Annotated in this window: 13 protein-coding genes and 3 pseudogenes; 6 read left to right on the top strand and 10 right to left on the bottom strand. The window is 71.0% G+C overall.

The window, feature by feature from the left end:
- Positions 1 to 2: 2 nt before the first annotated feature.
- Genes ACJ512_RS07315 through ACJ512_RS07305 form a run of 3 tightly spaced genes read left to right on the top strand, consistent with a single transcriptional unit; the run spans position 3 to position 4,073 of the window.
- Positions 3 to 1,127, top strand: coding sequence for an enolase C-terminal domain-like protein (locus tag ACJ512_RS07315; RefSeq protein WP_407689578.1), 1,125 nt, complete (start codon positions 3 to 5; stop codon positions 1,125 to 1,127).
- Between the two features lie 19 nt (positions 1,128 to 1,146).
- Positions 1,147 to 3,966: an FAD-binding and (Fe-S)-binding domain-containing protein gene (locus ACJ512_RS07310; protein WP_407689577.1), complete on the top strand. Its 2,820-nt coding sequence runs from the start codon at positions 1,147 to 1,149 to the stop codon at positions 3,964 to 3,966.
- Positions 3,903 to 4,073, top strand: a complete 171-nt coding sequence (locus tag ACJ512_RS07305) for a hypothetical protein (protein WP_407689576.1) — start codon at positions 3,903 to 3,905, stop codon at positions 4,071 to 4,073. Before ACJ512_RS07310 ends, ACJ512_RS07305 begins: the two co-directional genes overlap by 64 nt.
- Before the next feature lie 6 nt (positions 4,074 to 4,079).
- On the opposite strand, the pseudogene ACJ512_RS07300 reads toward ACJ512_RS07305, so the two are convergent.
- The 3 genes and pseudogenes from ACJ512_RS07300 to ACJ512_RS07290 all read right to left on the bottom strand — a co-directional run bounded on the left by ACJ512_RS07300 (position 4,080) and on the right by ACJ512_RS07290 (position 6,279).
- Positions 4,080 to 4,747, bottom strand: a pseudogene (locus ACJ512_RS07300) (UdgX family uracil-DNA binding protein).
- A gap of 8 nt (positions 4,748 to 4,755) precedes the next feature.
- A pseudogene (locus tag ACJ512_RS07295) lies at positions 4,756 to 5,660 on the bottom strand (TIGR03557 family F420-dependent LLM class oxidoreductase).
- 58 nt (positions 5,661 to 5,718) lie between these two features.
- On the bottom strand, positions 5,719 to 6,279 hold the full coding sequence (locus tag ACJ512_RS07290; protein WP_407689061.1) for a hemerythrin domain-containing protein: 561 nt from the start codon (positions 6,277 to 6,279) through the stop codon (positions 5,719 to 5,721).
- Positions 6,280 to 6,513: 234 nt separating this feature from the next.
- On the opposite strand from ACJ512_RS07290, the gene ACJ512_RS07285 reads away from it, so the two are divergent.
- A complete protein-coding gene (locus ACJ512_RS07285; protein ID WP_407689060.1) occupies positions 6,514 to 7,563 on the top strand; it encodes a sensor domain-containing protein in 1,050 nt (349 codons plus the stop codon).
- Between the two features lie 79 nt (positions 7,564 to 7,642).
- On the top strand, positions 7,643 to 8,611 hold the full coding sequence (locus ACJ512_RS07280) for an aldo/keto reductase (RefSeq protein WP_407689059.1): 969 nt from the start codon (positions 7,643 to 7,645) through the stop codon (positions 8,609 to 8,611).
- Between the two features lie 13 nt (positions 8,612 to 8,624).
- On the opposite strand, the gene ACJ512_RS07275 is transcribed toward ACJ512_RS07280, so the two are convergent.
- From ACJ512_RS07275 to ACJ512_RS07245, 7 genes and pseudogenes are all read right to left on the bottom strand, one after another.
- Positions 8,625 to 9,413, bottom strand: a complete 789-nt coding sequence (locus ACJ512_RS07275; protein ID WP_407689063.1) for an SDR family oxidoreductase — start codon at positions 9,411 to 9,413, stop codon at positions 8,625 to 8,627.
- A 201-nt stretch (positions 9,414 to 9,614) separates the two neighbouring features.
- The gene (locus ACJ512_RS07270; protein WP_407689058.1) at positions 9,615 to 10,142 is read right to left on the bottom strand and encodes a PAS domain-containing protein; all 528 of its coding nucleotides are present in this window, start codon (positions 10,140 to 10,142) and stop codon (positions 9,615 to 9,617) included.
- A 162-nt stretch (positions 10,143 to 10,304) separates the two neighbouring features.
- The gene (gene glgX, locus ACJ512_RS07265) at positions 10,305 to 12,455 is read right to left on the bottom strand and encodes a glycogen debranching protein GlgX (RefSeq protein ID WP_407689057.1); all 2,151 of its coding nucleotides are present in this window, start codon (positions 12,453 to 12,455) and stop codon (positions 10,305 to 10,307) included.
- Between the two features lie 101 nt (positions 12,456 to 12,556).
- Positions 12,557 to 13,738 carry a zinc-dependent alcohol dehydrogenase gene (locus tag ACJ512_RS07260; RefSeq protein WP_407689056.1) on the bottom strand — a complete coding sequence of 394 codons (1,182 nt, stop codon included), beginning with the start codon at positions 13,736 to 13,738 and terminating at the stop codon, positions 12,557 to 12,559.
- Between the two features lie 95 nt (positions 13,739 to 13,833).
- Positions 13,834 to 14,802 carry a helix-turn-helix transcriptional regulator gene (locus tag ACJ512_RS07255; protein WP_407689055.1) on the bottom strand — a complete coding sequence of 323 codons (969 nt, stop codon included), beginning with the start codon at positions 14,800 to 14,802 and terminating at the stop codon, positions 13,834 to 13,836.
- 30 nt (positions 14,803 to 14,832) lie between these two features.
- Positions 14,833 to 15,117: pseudogene (locus tag ACJ512_RS07250) on the bottom strand (DUF1360 domain-containing protein); the annotation flags it as partial.
- A gap of 140 nt (positions 15,118 to 15,257) precedes the next feature.
- Positions 15,258 to 15,632 (bottom strand): MerR family transcriptional regulator, encoded by a 375-nt coding sequence (locus ACJ512_RS07245; RefSeq protein ID WP_407689054.1) that lies wholly within the window; start codon positions 15,630 to 15,632, stop codon positions 15,258 to 15,260.
- 142 nt (positions 15,633 to 15,774) lie between these two features.
- Between ACJ512_RS07245 and ACJ512_RS07240 the strand changes: the two genes are divergently transcribed.
- Positions 15,775 to 16,221: an Hsp20/alpha crystallin family protein gene (locus ACJ512_RS07240; protein WP_407689062.1), complete on the top strand. Its 447-nt coding sequence runs from the start codon at positions 15,775 to 15,777 to the stop codon at positions 16,219 to 16,221.
- Positions 16,222 to 16,243 lie beyond the last annotated feature (22 nt).

The following is a 16,243-nucleotide window of genomic DNA, read 5'->3' as shown; positions in this document are numbered from 1 at the left end:
ACATGGCCTCCTCAGCATTGGCCGAGAAGAGCACCGCGGTCGGCGGCCTGAACGTCAGCGCCTACACGATCCCGACCGACGCCCCCGAGGCCGACGGCACGATCGCGTGGGATTCGACCACGATGATCGTGGTGCAGGTCTCCTGCGAGGGCGTGCTCGGCACGGGCTGGACCTACGGCAGCCCGGTGTGCGCCGATCTGATCGAGGGCAAGCTCACCGACGTGGTGGTCGGCCACAACGCGCTGGACGTCACCGGGGCCTCCGACACCATGATCAAGGCGGTGCGCAACATCGGCCGGCCCGGCGTTGCCGGGCAAGCCATTTCGGCGATCGACGTCGCGCTGTGGGACCTCAAGGCGCGGCTGCTGGGGCTTCCCCTGCACCGGCTGCTCGGGGCGGTGCGCGACGCGGTCCCGGTGTACGGCAGCGGCGGCTTCACCACCTACGACGAGCAGCAGCTGCGCGAACAGCTGCTGCGCTGGACGCAGCGGCTGGAGATCCCGCGGGTGAAGATCAAGATCGGCGAATCGTGGGGCACCTGCCTGGGCCGCGACCTGGCCCGGATGCGGCAGGCCCGGGAGACGGTCGGCGACGGGGTGGAACTCTACGTCGACGCCAACGGCGGCTACACCCGCAAGCAGGCGGTCCGCCTGATGGCCGACGCGGCCGAGTTGGACGTGCGCTGGTTCGAGGAGCCGGTCTCCTCCGACGATCTCGACGGGCTGCGCGTGGTCGCCGAGGCGGTCGAGGCCGACGTGACCGCCGGCGAGTACGGCTACGACCTGATCTACTTCCGGCGCATGTGCCAGGCCGGTGCGGTGGACTGCCTGCAGGCCGACGTGTCGCGCTGCGGGGGGATCACCGAATGGCTGCGGGTGGCGGCGGTCGCCGCGGCTTACAACCTGGAGATCTCCGCTCACTGCGGACCGCATCTGCATCTGCACGCCGGCGCGGCCACCCGCAACCTGCGCCACCTGGAGTACTTCCACGACCACGCCCGCATCGAACAGATGGCCTTCGACGGCACGGTGTCACCGCAGGGCGGCGCGATGCGGCCCGACCCGGGCGCGCCGGGCCACGGGCTGACCCTCCGGGCCGGTGACATCGACAAGTACCGCACAAGTTGACAGCCGACCAGGAGGTGGAGTGACCGCGAAGGCGGGCCCGGCCCCGAAGTTGTTCGACGCACTGGCAGCGGATCTGCGCGACACCGTGGACGGGGAGATCCGCTTCGATCCGGGCTCGCGGGCGGCCTATTCCACCGACGCCTCCAACTACCGCCAGGTGCCCGTCGGCGTCGTGGTGCCCCGCACCCCGGAGGCCGCGGCCGACGCCGTCGCCGTCGCCGTCTGCCGACGCTACGACGTGCCCGTGTTGTCCCGCGGGGGCGGCACCAGCCTGGCCGGGCAGTGCTGCAACGCCGCGGTGGTGATCGACTGGAGCAAGTACTGCACGCGCGTCGTCTCCGTCGACGCCGACGCCGGGATCGCCGTGGTGGAGCCCGGCATCAAGCTCGACCAACTCAACGACCGGTTGAAGTCGTCGGGCTGGATGGTCGGTCCCCGGCCCTCCACGCACGTCAGCTGCGCGATCGGCGGCATGATCGGCAACAACTCGTGCGGGTCGACCGCGCAGGCCTACGGCAAGATGGTCGACTCGGTGCGGCGCCTGGAGGTGCTCACCTACGACGGGCTGCGGATGTGGGTGGGTGCGACCGGCGACGACGAGTTCGCCCGCATCGTCGCCGGGGGCGGCCGGCGCGCCGAGATCTACCGCGGCCTCAAGGACCTCGCCGGCGAGTACGCCGACGACATCCGGTCCCGCTACCCGGACATCCCCAGAAGGGTTTCGGGCTACAACCTGGATTCGTTGTTGCCCGAGAACGACTTTCATGTGGCCAAGGCGCTGGTCGGCTCCGAGAGCACCCTGGTGACGGTGCTGCGCGCCGAGCTGACCCTGGTGCGGGTGCCCGCGGCCAGCGCCCTGGCCGTCCTGGGTTTCGAGGACCTGCCCGCGGCCGCCGACGCGGTGCCGGCCATCCTCGAGCATCAGCCGGCGGCGCTGGAGGGCATGGACGACCGGCTGGTCGAACTCGAGCACTCCCGGCGGCTGGCCGAGAAGGCGCTGCGACAGCTGCCGGACGGCCGGGCCTGGCTGCTGGTGCAGTTCGACGGCGACGACCAGGACGAGGCCGACCGCACGGCCAAGGCGATGCTGCACGCGCTGGACGGTGTGGCGGAGTGCGACACCACGGTGCTGGACGACCCGGGCAGCAAGCAGGAGGTGTGGGCCGCCCGCGAGGCCGCGCTGGGTGCCACCGCGTTCCCGCCCAACGGACGCCAAACCCTCGCGGGCTGGGAGGATTCGGCGGTGCCCCCGGACCGGCTGGGTGACTACCTGCGCGAGGTCCTCAAAATGCTCGACCGCTACGGCTACGGGGGCGCCTCGCTGTACGGGCATTTCGGGCAGGGCTGCGTGCACACCCGGATCCCGTTCGTGTTGTGGACCGCCGAGGGGCTGGCCGCCTACCGGGACTTCGCCGAGGAGGCGGCGCGGCTCGTCGTGAGCTACGGGGGCTCGCTGTCCGGCGAGCATGGCGACGGGCAGTCGCGCGGGGAGTTGCTGCCGATCATGTTCGAGGACCGCATCGTCGGGGCGTTCGAGAAGGTCAAGGCGCTGTTCGACCCGCACAACCGGATGAACCCCGGCAAGGTCGTCAACGCCCACCGGCTCGACGGGAACCTGCGCATGGGGGTCGATTACCTTCCCGCAGAGCCCGAGACGATGTTCGCCTATCCCGACGACCACCACCGCTTCGCGCACGCCGCGGCCCGCTGCATGGGCGTCGGCAAGTGCCGCGGCCACGAGTCCGGGGTGATGTGCCCCAGTTACCGGGCCACCGGGGAGGAGGAGCATTCCACCCGCGGGCGGGCGCGGCTGCTGTTCGAGATGCTGCAGGGCGACGTCATCACCGACGGGTGGCGCTCCGCCGAGGTGCACGACGCGCTCGATCTGTGCCTGGCCTGCAAGGGTTGCCGCAGCGACTGCCCGGTCAACGTCGACATGGCCACCTACAAGGCCGAGTTCCTGTTCCACCACTACCGGCACCGGTTCCGGCCGATGGCGCACTATTCGATGGGCTGGATTCCGCTGTGGGCGCGGCTGGCCGCGGTGGCGCCGCGCGCGCTCAACGCCGTGTCGCACGCTCCCGCGTTGTCGGGCCTGCTCAAGAAGGCCGGCGGCATCGCCCCGCAGCGCGAGCTGCCGAACTTCGCGCCGCAGCGGTTCAGTTCGTGGTTCGCCGGGCGGCCGCTCGGCGTCACCGCCCCGACCCGCGGGCGGGTGCTGCTGTGGCCCGACACGTTCGTCAACAACTTCGACCCCGCGGTCGGGCAGGCCGCCGTGGCGGTGCTCGAGGCGGCCGGCTTCGAGGTGGAGGTTCCGCGCCGGACCGTGTGCTGCGGGCTCACCTGGATTTCGACCGGACAACTCGGCGTCGCCACACGCGTTCTGCGGCGGACGCTTTCGGCCCTTCGCCCGGCGCTGCGCAGCGGCACACCGGTGGTGGTGCTCGAGCCCAGCTGCGCGGCGGTGTTCCGCTCCGACCTGCCGGAGCTGCTGTACGACGACACCGACGCCCATCGGCTGGCCGATCAGACCTACACCCTGGGCGACCTGCTGGCCGACAGGGCCCCCGACTGGAAGCCGCCCCGGGTCAGCGCCGGGACCACCGATGCCACTCAGGCCATCGTGCAACAGCACTGCCATCAGCATGCGCTGCTGGGCTACACCCACGAGCGCGACCTGCTCGCCGGCGCCGGGTGCACGTCGACGTCCTCGACGCCGGATGTTGCGGCCTGGCAGGCAATTTCGGCTTCGAGAACGGCCACTACGACGTATCGGTGGCCTGCGCCGAGGACAAGCTGCTGCCGGCCCTGCGCGACGCCGATCCCGGCACGCTGGTGATCTCCGACGGGTTCAGCTGCCGCACCCAGATCCGGGAACTGGCCTCCGGCCGGCACCCGGTGCACACCGCGCAGGTGCTCGCCCGGACCCTGCCGCCGCCCGGGTGAGATCGCCTACGTGAGCGCGCCCCGCGCGCGCAGCAGGTCGTCGACGAACGACTTGTAGGCCTCGTCGTGGCGGTCGCTGCGGTCGCGCAGCACCGCCGAGGGGTGCACCGTCGCCACGATGGCGGGCGCCGGCCCGGGAGCGACCCCCTCCTCGACCTCGGGGGGGCGGCCCCAGCACCTCGCCGCGGTGGGCGGACACCCGAAACGCCGCCCCCAGCAGCGACTGTGCGGCGGTCGCGCCGAGGCAGACGACCACCCGCGGCCGCACCGACCCGATCTCGGCGAGCAGCCAGGGCCGGCAGGCGACGACCTCGGAGCGGCGCGGCTTCTGGTGTATCCGCCATACCGGATGTGCGGGTGAACTTGAAATGCTTCACGGCGTTGGTCTGGTAGGTCGCCCCGGGGTCCCCGAGGACTATGCCGGCGTCCTTTAGCGCGCGGCCGAGCAGCCGTCCGGCCGGCCCAACGAACGGCAGGCCGGCGAGGTCCTCCCGGTCCCCGGGCTGCTCGCCGACCAGCATCAGCGGGGCGCCCGAATCCCCGTGCCCGAACACCGTTTGCGTCGCATGGCGGAACAGGTCGCAGCCGCGGCAGTGCTCGGCCGCGCTCCGCAGCGACCCGAGGCCCCGATCCCGCGGCGGGTAGGGCGCGGCACTGCTCGTCGTCGCGGTCATCGCAACCCTCAGGCGGCCAGCTCCGGGGCGACCTTGGCTTCCCAGAACTCGAAGAAGGCGTCCTGGTCCGGGCCGATCTGCTGGATGTACACCTCGTCGAAGCCGGCGTCGGTGAACTCCCGGACCCGCTCGACGTACGGCTTGGGATCCGCGCCGCACGGGACGGCCTCTGCCACCGCGGATTCGGGGACCAGCGTGGAGGCCAGCTCCAAATACGTTGGCGTGGGCAGTATCTGGCCCAGCTCGCCGGGCAGGTACTCGTTGGCCCACAGACGGTGGGCGGTGCGCACGCCCTCCTCTGCGGAGGCGGCGTGGCACACCTTGAGGCCGGCCTGGCACGGCTTGCCGGCCCCGCCGGCCTCGCGGAACTCCGCGATCAGCTCGCTCGAGGGCATCATCGTCTGGAACCCGTCGCCGATGCGCCCGGCGACGCGCGCCGCGCGCGGCCCGAAGGCCGAGATGTACATGGGGACGGGAGCTTTGGGCAGCGCGTAGATGCGGGCGTTCTCCACCGTGAAGAACCGCCCGGTGTGGCTGACCTGCTTGCCGGTGAACAGCTCGCGCATCACCTCCACCGACTCCTCCAGCATCTCCAGCCGGGTGCCCGCGGGTGGCCAGTGCTCGCCGGTGATGTGCTCGTTGAGCGCCTCCCCGGTGTCGCGGCGGCCTGCGCGATCACCGACGGGTGGATCCGCACGATGGGGCAGGTGACCGCCGTGGTGACCGGCAGCGAACAGGCCTGGGACAGCGCGCCGATCACCGACCACACGAAGGGGCTCTGGCCCTGCTGGTCGTTCCACGGGTGGAAGTGGTCGGAGATCCACAGGCGTTCGAAGCCCGCGGATTCGGCGCGCACGGCCTGGCGCACCAGCTTGTCGGGAGTGAACGCCTCGCAACACAGGAAGGAGCCCAGGGACGTTACGTATGTCCCTGGGCTTACCGTTGCCGATGGGTGCGAAACACCCTGTGAGTCAGCCCTTGCCGGTGATGGCGTCGCGGGCGCGGTCGAGCATCGCCGCGAACGGTCCCGCGACGAGGTTGGCGACCTGCGACTCCACTCCGGCGTGCGGACGGGTGGGGGCGATCGCCTCGGCGAGCTTGGCGGCACGGCCCATGGTCTCGAGCTCCTCGCCGTCCAACTGCTCACCCAGCTTGGCGAACTCGTCCTTCTCCTCGTGGGTCGCGTGCTCGACGACGGCGTCGCGCAGCTCGGTCAACATCTTGGTGAATTCCTCGCTGTCGACGTCGAGCTTCTCCAGCTTCTGCAGCACCGTCTTGGCCTCGTGCTCCTCCTTCAGGCGCTTGTCGACGACCTCGGCACCGTCGGCGAGCTTGCGCTTCGCCCGCGGGTGCACGATCTCCTCCTCGGCGGTCTCGTGCACGGCGAGCAGACGCCGCAGATCGACGAAGGCCTTCTCCCGGGCCTCGCCGGAGGCCGCCAAGGCGTTGGCGAACAGCGACTTGATCTGCTCGTGCTGGCTAACGAGAAAGTCGATCACATCGGTGGGCGACGTGATGGTGGATCGAGCCATGATGTCCTCCCCTTCATGGTCGCGGCTCGCGCGCCGGGCTGTTGGCGCGCTCCCGTTCCGGCTACCCGTCGCCCCCGATGCCAAACCTTCCCGGCGCCGGTCGCACCGCGATCCGGGGCCCGCCCGCGGCCGGTCCCCAGCAATTTTCCGGGAGGACGCGGACGAACCCTTGGCGCACCCCGGCCCAGCGTCGGATACATTCGCGGCAGGACCCACACCGAGGAGGGCACCGCAGTGAGCGCTCCCCACGATTCCGCCGGCTCCTACGGCCAGGACCCCTACGGCCAGGATCCCTACGGCCAGGATCCCTACGGACAGGGCCCGTTCAGCTACGACCCGCTCGGCCGGGTTCCGTACGCCGGCCCACCCGCGGGCCCGCCCTTTCTCCCGCCCCCGCCGGTGACCCCCTACCCCGCGCCCGTCAACGCGGTCGCCACGCTGTCGCTGATCTTCGCGTTCCTGTGCGCCCCCGTCGGCGCGCTGCTGGGACACGTGGCGCTCGCACAGATCCGGCGCAGCGGCGAGCGTGGCCACGGCCGCGCGGTGGCCGGGGTGGCGCTGTCGTACGCCTTCGTCATGCTGGCGGTGTTCGCGCTGATCGCCTGGGCCACGCTGGCCGCCTCCACCTCGCGCCACACCGCGGCCCCCGGCGCGCCCGCCACCACCGCCGCGCCGGTGCCCACGGTGGCGCCGAACGCCGTGGGCACGCTGCTGCCCGCCCTGAGCGACCTGCAGAACATCACCGGCGACCAGAACCTCGTGGCCGGCCAGACGTGGGACCACCCGGCCCGCTCCGACCGGGAGGGCACCATCGACCGCCCGCAGTGCTGGGGAAGCGTCGCGCCGGGGACCCCGGACGCCTACACCGCCGGCTCCATCTTCGGCTACCGCGCGGCGGAGTTCTCCGACACGCGCAGCTTCCTCAAGTCGACGCAGGCGATCCTGGCGGTCGCGGCCTTCCGCGACCCGGCCGCGGCCCGGTCGCAGCTGGCGAAGCTGCTGTCCGGGTGGCGCGACTGCGGCGGCTCCACCGTCGCGGTGACCGTCCCCGGCGGGCAAGCGATCCCGTTTTCGCTGGGCGAACCCGCCGACGCCGGTGACGGCATCACCACGCTGGACCTGGTGCCGCGCGGGCTCCAGGTGCGCTCCGTGCGCGCGATCGCGGCCCGGTCCAACGTGGTGGTCGACCTCTACGTGTCCTGCAGCGGCACGACTGACGGCCACATCCCGCGCCAGTCCGCGGTGAGCATCGCCAACTACATCCTCGACAAGATCCCCCAGTAGGGCGGGCCAGTAGGGTGGGCACGGGCCAGTAGGGTGGGCACGGGCCAGTAGGGTGGGCGCGGGCCAGTAGGGTGGGCGCATGCGATATGTCGACGTCGACGGGGTCGGACGGGTCAGCCGGATCGGCCTGGGCACATGGCAGTTCGGGTCGCGCGAGTGGGGTTACGGGGACCGCTACGCCGCCGGCGCCGCCGGTGACATCGTGCGGCGGGCCCGCGCCCTGGGGGTGACGCTGTTCGACACCGCCGAGGTGTACGGGCTGGGCAAGAGCGAGCGCATCCTCGGCGAGGCGCTCGGCGCCGAGCGTGCGGAGGTCGCGGTGGCCAGCAAGATCATGCCCGTCGCCCCCTTCCCCGCCGTGGTCAGGCAGCGCGAGTCCGCCAGCGCGCGGCGGCTGGGGCTGGACCGCATCCCGCTCTACCAGATCCACCAGCCGAACCCGGTGTTCCCGGACTCGGTGATCATGCCCGGCATGCGTGACCTGCTGGAGCGCGGCAGGATCGGCGCGGCCGGGGTCTCCAACTACTCGCTGGCGCGGTGGCGCAAGGCCGACGCCGCGCTCGGCCGCCCGGTGATCAGCAACCAGGTCCATTTCTCGCTCGCCCACGCCGGCGCGCTCGAGGACCTGGTCCCGTTCGCCGAGCGCGAGAACCGCGTCGTGATCGCCTACAGCCCGCTGGCCCAGGGCCTGCTGGGCGGCAAATACGGCCTGGACAACCGGCCGGGGGGCATCCGCGCGCTCAACCCGCTGTTCGGCACCGAGAACCTGCGCCGCATCGAGCCGCTGCTGCAGACGTTGCGCGACGTCGCCGCGCAGGTGGGTGCCAAGCCGGCCCAGGTGGCGCTGGCGTGGCTGATCAGCCTGCCGGGCGTCGTCGCCATCCCCGGGGCCTCCAGCGTCGAGCAGCTCGAGTTCAACGTCGCCGCCGCCGACGTCGAGCTGCCCGCGGAGTCCCGAGACGCGCTCACCGCCGCCGCCCGCGCGTTCCGGCCGGTCTCGGCCGGGCGCTTCCTCACCGGCAAGGTCCGCGAGAAGCTCGGCCGCTGAGCCGGCGCCGGCGTTACGGCTGTGACGACGGGGCGGGGTCCGCGAACGCCGCGGTGGCGGCGGGCGCGCCGCGGGCCACCACGAGCGGCATCGACGTCGCCGCGTCCGTGCGCAGGATCGTGTGCACGACCTCGATGAGGTCCTCGACGGGCATCAGCTTGCCGGGCATGCAGCCGCGGGACGCCCACAGCGGGACGGCCTTCATCGCCAGGTCCATGTCCCAGCCGATGTTCATCCCCGTCGCCGCGTCGCCCTCGCCGCCGGGGCACTCCCCCACGATGAGCGTCGTGAAGCCGATGTCGGGATGCTCGGCCCGCCAGGCCTCGACGAGCCGCTCCAGCGCCGCCTTGCTGACGCCGTAGGCCCCCAGCCCCGGCCAGGGCGGCCCGAAGGTTCCCGCGTCGGAGGACAGGTAGACCGCCTTGCCCGCTTCCTTGCCCGGAGCGGACGTCAGGTACGGCACCGCCGCGGCCGTGACCAGCGCCGCGCCGATCACGTTGGTGTCGAAGATGCGCCGCCAGGTCTCGGCGTCGGTGTCGACCATGCGGACCAGCGGCCCGACGGCCGGGGTGTAGACGAGGTTGTCGATGCCGCCGAGCGCGTCGGCGGCCTCCCGGACGGCGGCGCGGCACGCGGCCTCGTCGGTGACGTCGCATTCGACGGCGATCGCGCCGTCCCCCGCCTCTCGGGCGGCGGCCTCGATCCGCTCCCGGCGCCGGGCGAGCAGCGCCACCTGATCGCCGCGCCGCGCGAGGCCGACACCAATGCAGCGCCCGAGGCCGCTCGAGGCTCCCACCACCACTGTCCGTGACATATTCACCCTTTTCTGTAACGAGTCACCCACTGGCGTGCAACCTACCGGATCGCGGTGCCCTGCTCGTTGAGATACGGATGACGGTGTTCCGGTCGCCCGATTTGGCCTGTTACATCGCCGCGTCGGCGCGGGCCGTGATCGAGGTGACCGCCTCCCCGGGCACGGCGATCGTGACGCCCATGCTCAGCGTCACCGTGAGCGTGCAGCCGGGCTCGTGGATCGGTTCGGCGACCCGCGAGCGAATCTTCTCGGCGATCCGGGCGCGGCCACCACCGTGTCCATGTCGTCCGGGTGGATGCGGCGGCTCAGGTCCGCGCCGACCCACCGTTGTGGCGGTCCACCCAGCGCGGCCTCCACCGACGGCGAGATCCATGCGGCCGCGCCGCCGCGCAGGTGCACGATGATGTCCACGGCATTGTCGGCGAGAATGCGATAACGCGCCTCGGCGTCGGCGCGTTGCTTGCTGACCAGCTCCTTCTCGCTCAGCACCCGCTGCTCGCGCTGGCTCAGGTAGAAGGTGACCGTCCCGACGACCAGCGTGCCCACCACGATCGACAGGCTCCACTCCGCGTGCTGCCCGAGGCCGGCCGCCAGGAACGCCGCCCGCGACAGCGCCACGACGACCGGGAAGCCGGCGAGGACCCCGAGCAGGCGGATCAGCGAGCGCCGGTCGGGGCGGGCCGCCACCGTGGCGGTGACCAGCAGCAGCAGGGTCAACGCCGTCGAGATCGACTGGCCGCGGTCGACGGCGTGACCGCGGCCCGGCCGTACCGGGCCAGCGATGCCCGCAGACGCGCGTCGGGGTGGGGCTCCATAGCTTCGCCGGTGTGCGCAATGGACGGAGCCGATGTCGCGGAACCGGCGGGATCGGTGTCCTCGTCAGGCGCCGTCCGGGGCCCGCAACACCACGGCGGCGTAGGCCTCCACGGTCAGCTTGCCGCCCCCGGGAACCTCGTCGGCCGGAGTCCTCTCCTCCGGCCCGGTGAACACCACCACCTGCCAGGCGGCCCCGAATTCCTTTGGCGGGAGGGTGAATTCGATCGGCTCGTGGTGGGCGTTGAAGCACAGCAGGAACGAGTCGTCGACCACCCGCTGACCGCGTGCATCGCGGCCGGGGATGCCGTGACCGTTGAGGAACACCGTGACCGACTTGGCGAATCCGGCACCCCAGTCCTCCTCGGTCATCTCCGCACCCTCGGGGGTGAACCAGGAGATGTCGGGCAGGCCGTCCTGACCGCGCCGGCCCAGCGGCTTGCCGGAGAAGAACCGGCGCCGGCGGAACACCGGGTGCTCGGCACGCAACGCCGACACGGTGCGGGTGAACTCCAGCAGGCCGGTGTCGGCGCCGGCCCAGTCGATCCAGGTGAGCTCGTTGTCCTGGCAGTAGCCGTTGTTGTTGCCGTCCTGGGTGCGGCCGAGTTCGTCGCCGTGGCAGATCATCGGCACACCCTGGGAGAGCAGCAGCGTGGTCAGGAAGTTGCGCTGCTGGCGGGCGCGCAGTTCGTTGACGTGCGCGTCCTCGGTCGGCCCCTCGGCGCCGCAGTTCCACGAGCGGTTGTGGCTCTCGCCGTCGTTGTTGTCCTCGCCGTTGGCGTCGTTGTGCTTCTCGTTGTAGGACACCAAATCCCGCAGCGTGAACCCGTCGTGGGCGGTGACGAAGTTGATCGAGGCCACCGGGCGGCGCGCGGTGTGCTCGTAGAGGTCGGCCGAGCCCGACAGCCGGTAGGCGAACTCGTCGAGCGTGGCGGGCTCGCCCCGCCAGAAGTCGCGGACGGTGTCGCGGTACTTGCCGTTCCACTCCGTCCACTGCGGCGGGAAGTTGCCCACCTGGTAGCCGCCCGGTCCGACGTCCCAGGGTTCCGCGATGAGCTTGACCTGGCTGACGGTCGGATCCTGTTGCACGAGTTCGAAGAACGTGGCCAGCCGGTCCACGTCGTAGAACTCGCGGGCCAGCGTGGAGGCCAGGTCGAACCGGAAGCCGTCGACGTGCATGTCGAGGACCCAGTAGCGCAGCGAGTCCATGATCAGCTGCAGCGCGTGCGGATGCCCGACGTTGAGGCTGTTGCCCGTGCCGGTGTAGTCCATGTAGTACTTCTTGTCGTCGTCGACCAGCCGGTAGTAGGCGGCGTTGTCGATGCCGCGCATGCACAGCGTCGGGCCCATGTGGTTGCCCTCGGCGGTGTGGTTGTAGACGACGTCCAGGATGACCTCGATGTCCGCCTCGTGCAGGGCGCGCACCATCGCCTTGAACTCCTGCACCTGGCCGCCCGGGGACTTCGAGCTGGAGTATTTGAAGTCGGGCGCGAAGAACCCGATCGTGTTGTAGCCCCAGTAGTTCGACAGGCCCTTGTCGACCAGGGTCGAGTCGTTGGCGAAGTGGTGCACCGGCATCAACTCGATCGCGGTGACGCCGATGCTCTTGAGGTGCTCGATGACCACCGGGTGCGCCACCGCGGCGTAGGTGCCGCGCATCTGTTCGGGGATGTCGGGGTGGGTCTGGGTCAGGCCCTTGACGTGCGCCTCGTAGATCACCGAGTCGGCGTACTGGTGGTCCGGCGGCCGGTCGTTGCCCCAGTCGAAGTAGGGGCTGATGACCACCGACTTGGGCATGCTGGGCGCGGAGTCCTCGTCGTTGCGGGTGTCGGGGTCACCGAAGTCGTAGCCGAACAGGGACTGGTTCCACTCGAAGGTGCCGTCGATGGCCTTCGAGTACGGGTCCACCAGCAGCTTGTTCGGGTTGCACCGCAGCCCGTTCTCCGGGTCGTGGGGCCCGTGCACCCGGTAGCCGTAGCGCTGGCCGGGTTCGATGCCGGGGATGTAGGCGTGCCAGACGAAGCCGTCGACCTCGGGCATCGGCACCCGCGCCTCGGCGCCGTCGGCGTCGAACAGGCACAGCTCCACGCGCTCGGCCACCTCGGAGAAGACCGCGAAGTTGGTCCCCGCGCCGTCGTAGGTGGCGCCCAGCGGGTAGGCCTTGCCCGGCCACACTTCGCCGGTGGGCGTGGGGACGGGTGCGTCGGCGGTTGTCATGGCGCACTTCATACCCGAGAGGCGCGGCAATCAAACCTGCGCGCGGAGATGCCTTGCCAGACAGGGCTTTTGCGGGCCGAGCCGGGCCGGGCCCCCGACGGTCACGGCCTGAGCAACACCTTCACCGCGCCGTCCTGCTTCTTCTGGAAGATCTCGTAACCGTGCGGCGCCTGGTCCAGGGGCAGCGCGTGGGTCGCGAACGTGTCCACGCCCAGGGGGTCGTCGTCGGTCAGCAGCGGCATGATGTCGTCCACCCAGCGCTTGACGTTGGCCTGGCCCATCCGCACCGTCACCTGCTTGTCGAACATGACCAGCATCGGGAAGGGGTCCGCCATCCCGCCGTAGACACCGGCCAGCGAGATCGTCCCGCCGCGCCGCACGATGTCGATGGCCGAGTGCACGGCGGCCAGCCGGTCGATTCCGGCGGTCTGCATCAGCCGCTTGCCGACCGCGTCGGGCAGCATGGCGGTGGCCTGCTGGGCGACGTGGGCCACCGGCGAGCCGTGCGCCTCCATGCCCACCGCGTCGATCACCGAGTCCGGGCCCCGGCCGTCGGTCAGGTCGCGGATCGCGTCGCCGAGCGGCCCGTCTAGCCGGCCCAGGTCGACGGTGTGGATGCCGCGCTGCGCGGCCCGCGCCAGCCGCTCGGGCACCAGGTCCACCGCGATGACCCGGTGACCGAGATGGTCGGCGATGCGCGCGGCCATGTCCCCGATCGGGCCCAGGCCGAGCACCGCCACCGTGCCGCCCTCCGGGATGTCGGCGTAGGCCACCGCCTGCCAGGCGGTGGGCAGCACGTCGGACAGGTAGACGAAGCGCGAATCCGGCGGCCCCTCAGGCACTTTGATGTGCGTGAACTGGGCCTGGGGCACGCGCAGCAGTTCGGCCTGCCCGCCGGGCACCTCGCCGTAGAGCTCCGAGTAGCCGAACAGCGCCGCCCCCATGCCCTTGTCGCGCACCTGGGTGGTCTCGCACTGGGTGTAGAGCTGCTTGTCGCACATGTAGCAGTTGCCGCACGAGATCTGGAAGGGGATGACGACGCGGTCGCCGACCCGCAGGTCACCCGTTTGGCCACCGACCTCGCGGACGATCCCCATCGGCTCGTGGCCCAGTACGTCACCGGGCTTCATGAAGGCCCCGAGCACCTCGTAGAGGTGCAGGTCGGAGCCGCAGATGTTGGTCGAGGTGACCTCGATGATCGCGTCGGTGGGCTTCTCGATCCTGGGATCGGGAACCGACTCCACCCGGACGTCGCGCTTGCCGTGCCATGTGACAGCCTTCATGCCTGGCCCGTACCCGTCCTGCGGTCGCCGAAACTCAGGACCGCTGCAGCCCCCGAAACAGCTTGGCGTGCCCAAGCTTTCGATCGCGCGCAGAGTCAGGTGGTCAGCGTCTGGTTGGGGCTCCTGCCGTAGGTCTGGCGGTAGAACCTGGCGAAGCGGCCCTGGTGGGCGAATCCCCACTGCGCTGCGACGGCGCCCACGGTGGTCGCGCCCGGGTCCGACTCGATCAGGTCGCGGTGCGCGCGGTCCAGCCGGACCCGCCGCAGGTACTGCATCGGGGTCATGTCCAGGTGCCGGCGGAACACGTACTGCACGGCGCGCGGGGTGGCGTAGACGTGGGCCGAGATGTCGGTGATCGCGATATCGGTGTGGGCGAACTCGTCGATGTAGGCCAGCGCGCGGCGCAACAGCGCCGGCGTCGCGTCGCCGCGGTCGGCGGCGGTGGGCTCGGTCAGCGCGTTGTTGGGGAACGCGCTGAGCACGGCGGCCGCCAGGTGCGCGGCGGCGGTGCCCGCGAGCAGCTCCGACGGCTTCGGGTGCGCGGCCGCCAGTTCGTGGAGATAGTCGATCGTCGCGGCGAGCTGTCGGGCCGCCGCGACCGAGACGGGACGGTGCCCGGTCAGCCGCACACTCGCGGACCGCGTGTTGGGCGCGGTCGCGGCGACGCGCGCCAGCTGGGCCGTGTCGAACATCGTCAGGTCGTAGTCGGCGGCGCAGACGCGGCCGGAGAAGGGCAGGTCCGGCGGTGTCAGCAGCGCCAGATCGCCGGGGGCGAAGACGTCCCGGGAGCCGCCGACGAAGTTCTCCTCGATCCGGCCGGAGTGCACCCGGCACAGGCAGATGCGCCCCAGCGGCTTGGCCGTGTAGCTCAGGGTGTAGCTGAACGACATCGTGTCGAAGTTGACCGAGCCGACCCACCGCCGGTGGATGCGAGCGCGGGAGGGGTACCCGGTGCCGCCGATGCGCATCGGCACGTAGGCGCGGACCAGGAAGTCCTCGGTCTCCTCGAGATCGCAACTGTCGAAATCAAGATTGCGCTCACGACGGCGCGTCGCCGGGCGCACACTCGGCGCCCCGGCCCCGAAGGGGGCCGCTCAGCCCTGGGCCGATTGTTGGGCCATTGCGTAGGCGAGCTGCAGAAAGTCGGCACCGGTCAGCACGGTGAAGGTGCCCGCGGCCAGCCGGGTGAACCGCGGGGCGAAGACCAGGCCGATGGTGAACACCGTGGCGACCCACATGTCGAGGCAGAACGGACAGGTCAGCAGCTCGCCCAGACTGTGCCGCAACTGGCCCTGCTCCCGGACGTCCTCGCTGACTTCGGCGGGGCCGGCGCTGCCCTCGTACCGGGTGAACGGCGCCCGCAACGGGCTCGTCACCGCGGTAGGCCTCGGCTTCCCGGTGCGCGGCAGCGCCGGCGTCCGTCACTTCTCCCATGGCAACTCCTTCGCAGGCCGGTCTGCGGACACACCTGGCCGGGTACCCCGTGCCGGCGCCCACAATCGGCGGCCCGCGCCACGGGTCAGGGCTGCGGCGGTTCGGCCTGCGGGGCGGGCTCGCCGGCCTGGGCGGTGTCGCGCAGGCTGCGGTTGGTGGATCGCAGGTCGGTGTTGTCCGCGGACAGCGCGGCGTTGTCGTCCTCGAGCGACAGGATGCGGGCGATGCCGGCGAGGTTGACGCCGTCGTCCACCAGGGCGCTGATGCGCTGCAGCCGGGCCAGGTCGTCGGCGCTGTAGCGCCGCGTGCCGCCTTCGCTCCTGGCGGGCGTCAGCAGTCCGTGGCGCTCGTAGAGCCGCAGCGACTGCACCGCGACACCGGAGAGTTCGGCGGCCACCGAGATCCCGTACACGCCGCGGTCCGGCGCCGGCGCACCGCTGTCGCCAGGCTGGTCGGGCATCGGCGCATCTCCTCAGTTAGCATGTACAGAAAACTTGTCTACCACAGTTGCACTGATGTGTCGACGGTGCTATATAAAATCTATGCCATACGGCACAGATAAGGGATTAACCACGAAAGACGAGGAGTGAGAGGTGACCGCCATGCTGATGCGCACCGACCCGTTCCGTGATCTGGACCGCTTCACCCAACAGGTATTCGGCACCGCGGCGCGGCCGGCGGTGATGCCGATGGACGCCTGGCGCGAGGGTGAGAATTTCGTCGTCGAATTCGACCTACCGGGCATCGCCGCCGACTCGCTGGACATCGACATCGAGCGCAACGTCGTGACCGTGCGCGCGGAGCGGCCGGCCCTGGACCCCAACCGGGAGATGCTGGCCACCGAGCGGCCGCGCGGCGTCTTCAGCCGCCAGCTCGTGCTCGGTGAAAACCTCGACACCGACAAGATCGAGGCCGCCTACCGCGAGGGTGTTCTGAGGCTGCACATCCCGGTCGCGGAGAAGGCCAAGCCGCGCAAGATCTCCGTCGACCGCGGCGGGCACACGGCGATCAACGACAACGCGGTCAAGCGCGAGGTCATCGACGCCTGATCGTCCGGCGGGAGGGCGACGG

The sequence above is a fragment of the Mycobacterium cajalii genome (assembly GCF_045809005.2).
In the GTDB taxonomy this organism is placed as follows: Bacteria; Actinomycetota; Actinomycetes; order Mycobacteriales; family Mycobacteriaceae; genus Mycobacterium.
Note: the sequence above shows the minus strand (reverse complement) of the source record. Positions and strands in the feature narration are given on the sequence as shown.

Bases quoted from the DNA above. Each gene is read 5' to 3' on its own strand.
- ACJ512_RS07315 (WP_407689578.1), top strand. From the start codon at position 3: ATGGCCTCCTCAGCATTGGCCGAGAAGAGCACCGCGGTCGGCGGCCTG.
- ACJ512_RS07290 (WP_407689061.1), bottom strand. From the start codon at position 6,279: ATGGCTCGATCCACCATCACGTCGCCCACCGATGTGATCGACTTTCTC.
- ACJ512_RS07280 (WP_407689059.1), top strand. From the start codon at position 7,643: ATGCGATATGTCGACGTCGACGGGGTCGGACGGGTCAGCCGGATCGGC.
- glgX (WP_407689057.1), bottom strand. From the start codon at position 12,455: ATGACAACCGCCGACGCACCCGTCCCCACGCCCACCGGCGAAGTGTGG.
- ACJ512_RS07260 (WP_407689056.1), bottom strand. From the start codon at position 13,738: ATGAAGGCTGTCACATGGCACGGCAAGCGCGACGTCCGGGTGGAGTCG.
- ACJ512_RS07245 (WP_407689054.1), bottom strand. From the start codon at position 15,632: ATGCCCGACCAGCCTGGCGACAGCGGTGCGCCGGCGCCGGACCGCGGC.
- ACJ512_RS07240 (WP_407689062.1), top strand. From the start codon at position 15,775: ATGCTGATGCGCACCGACCCGTTCCGTGATCTGGACCGCTTCACCCAA.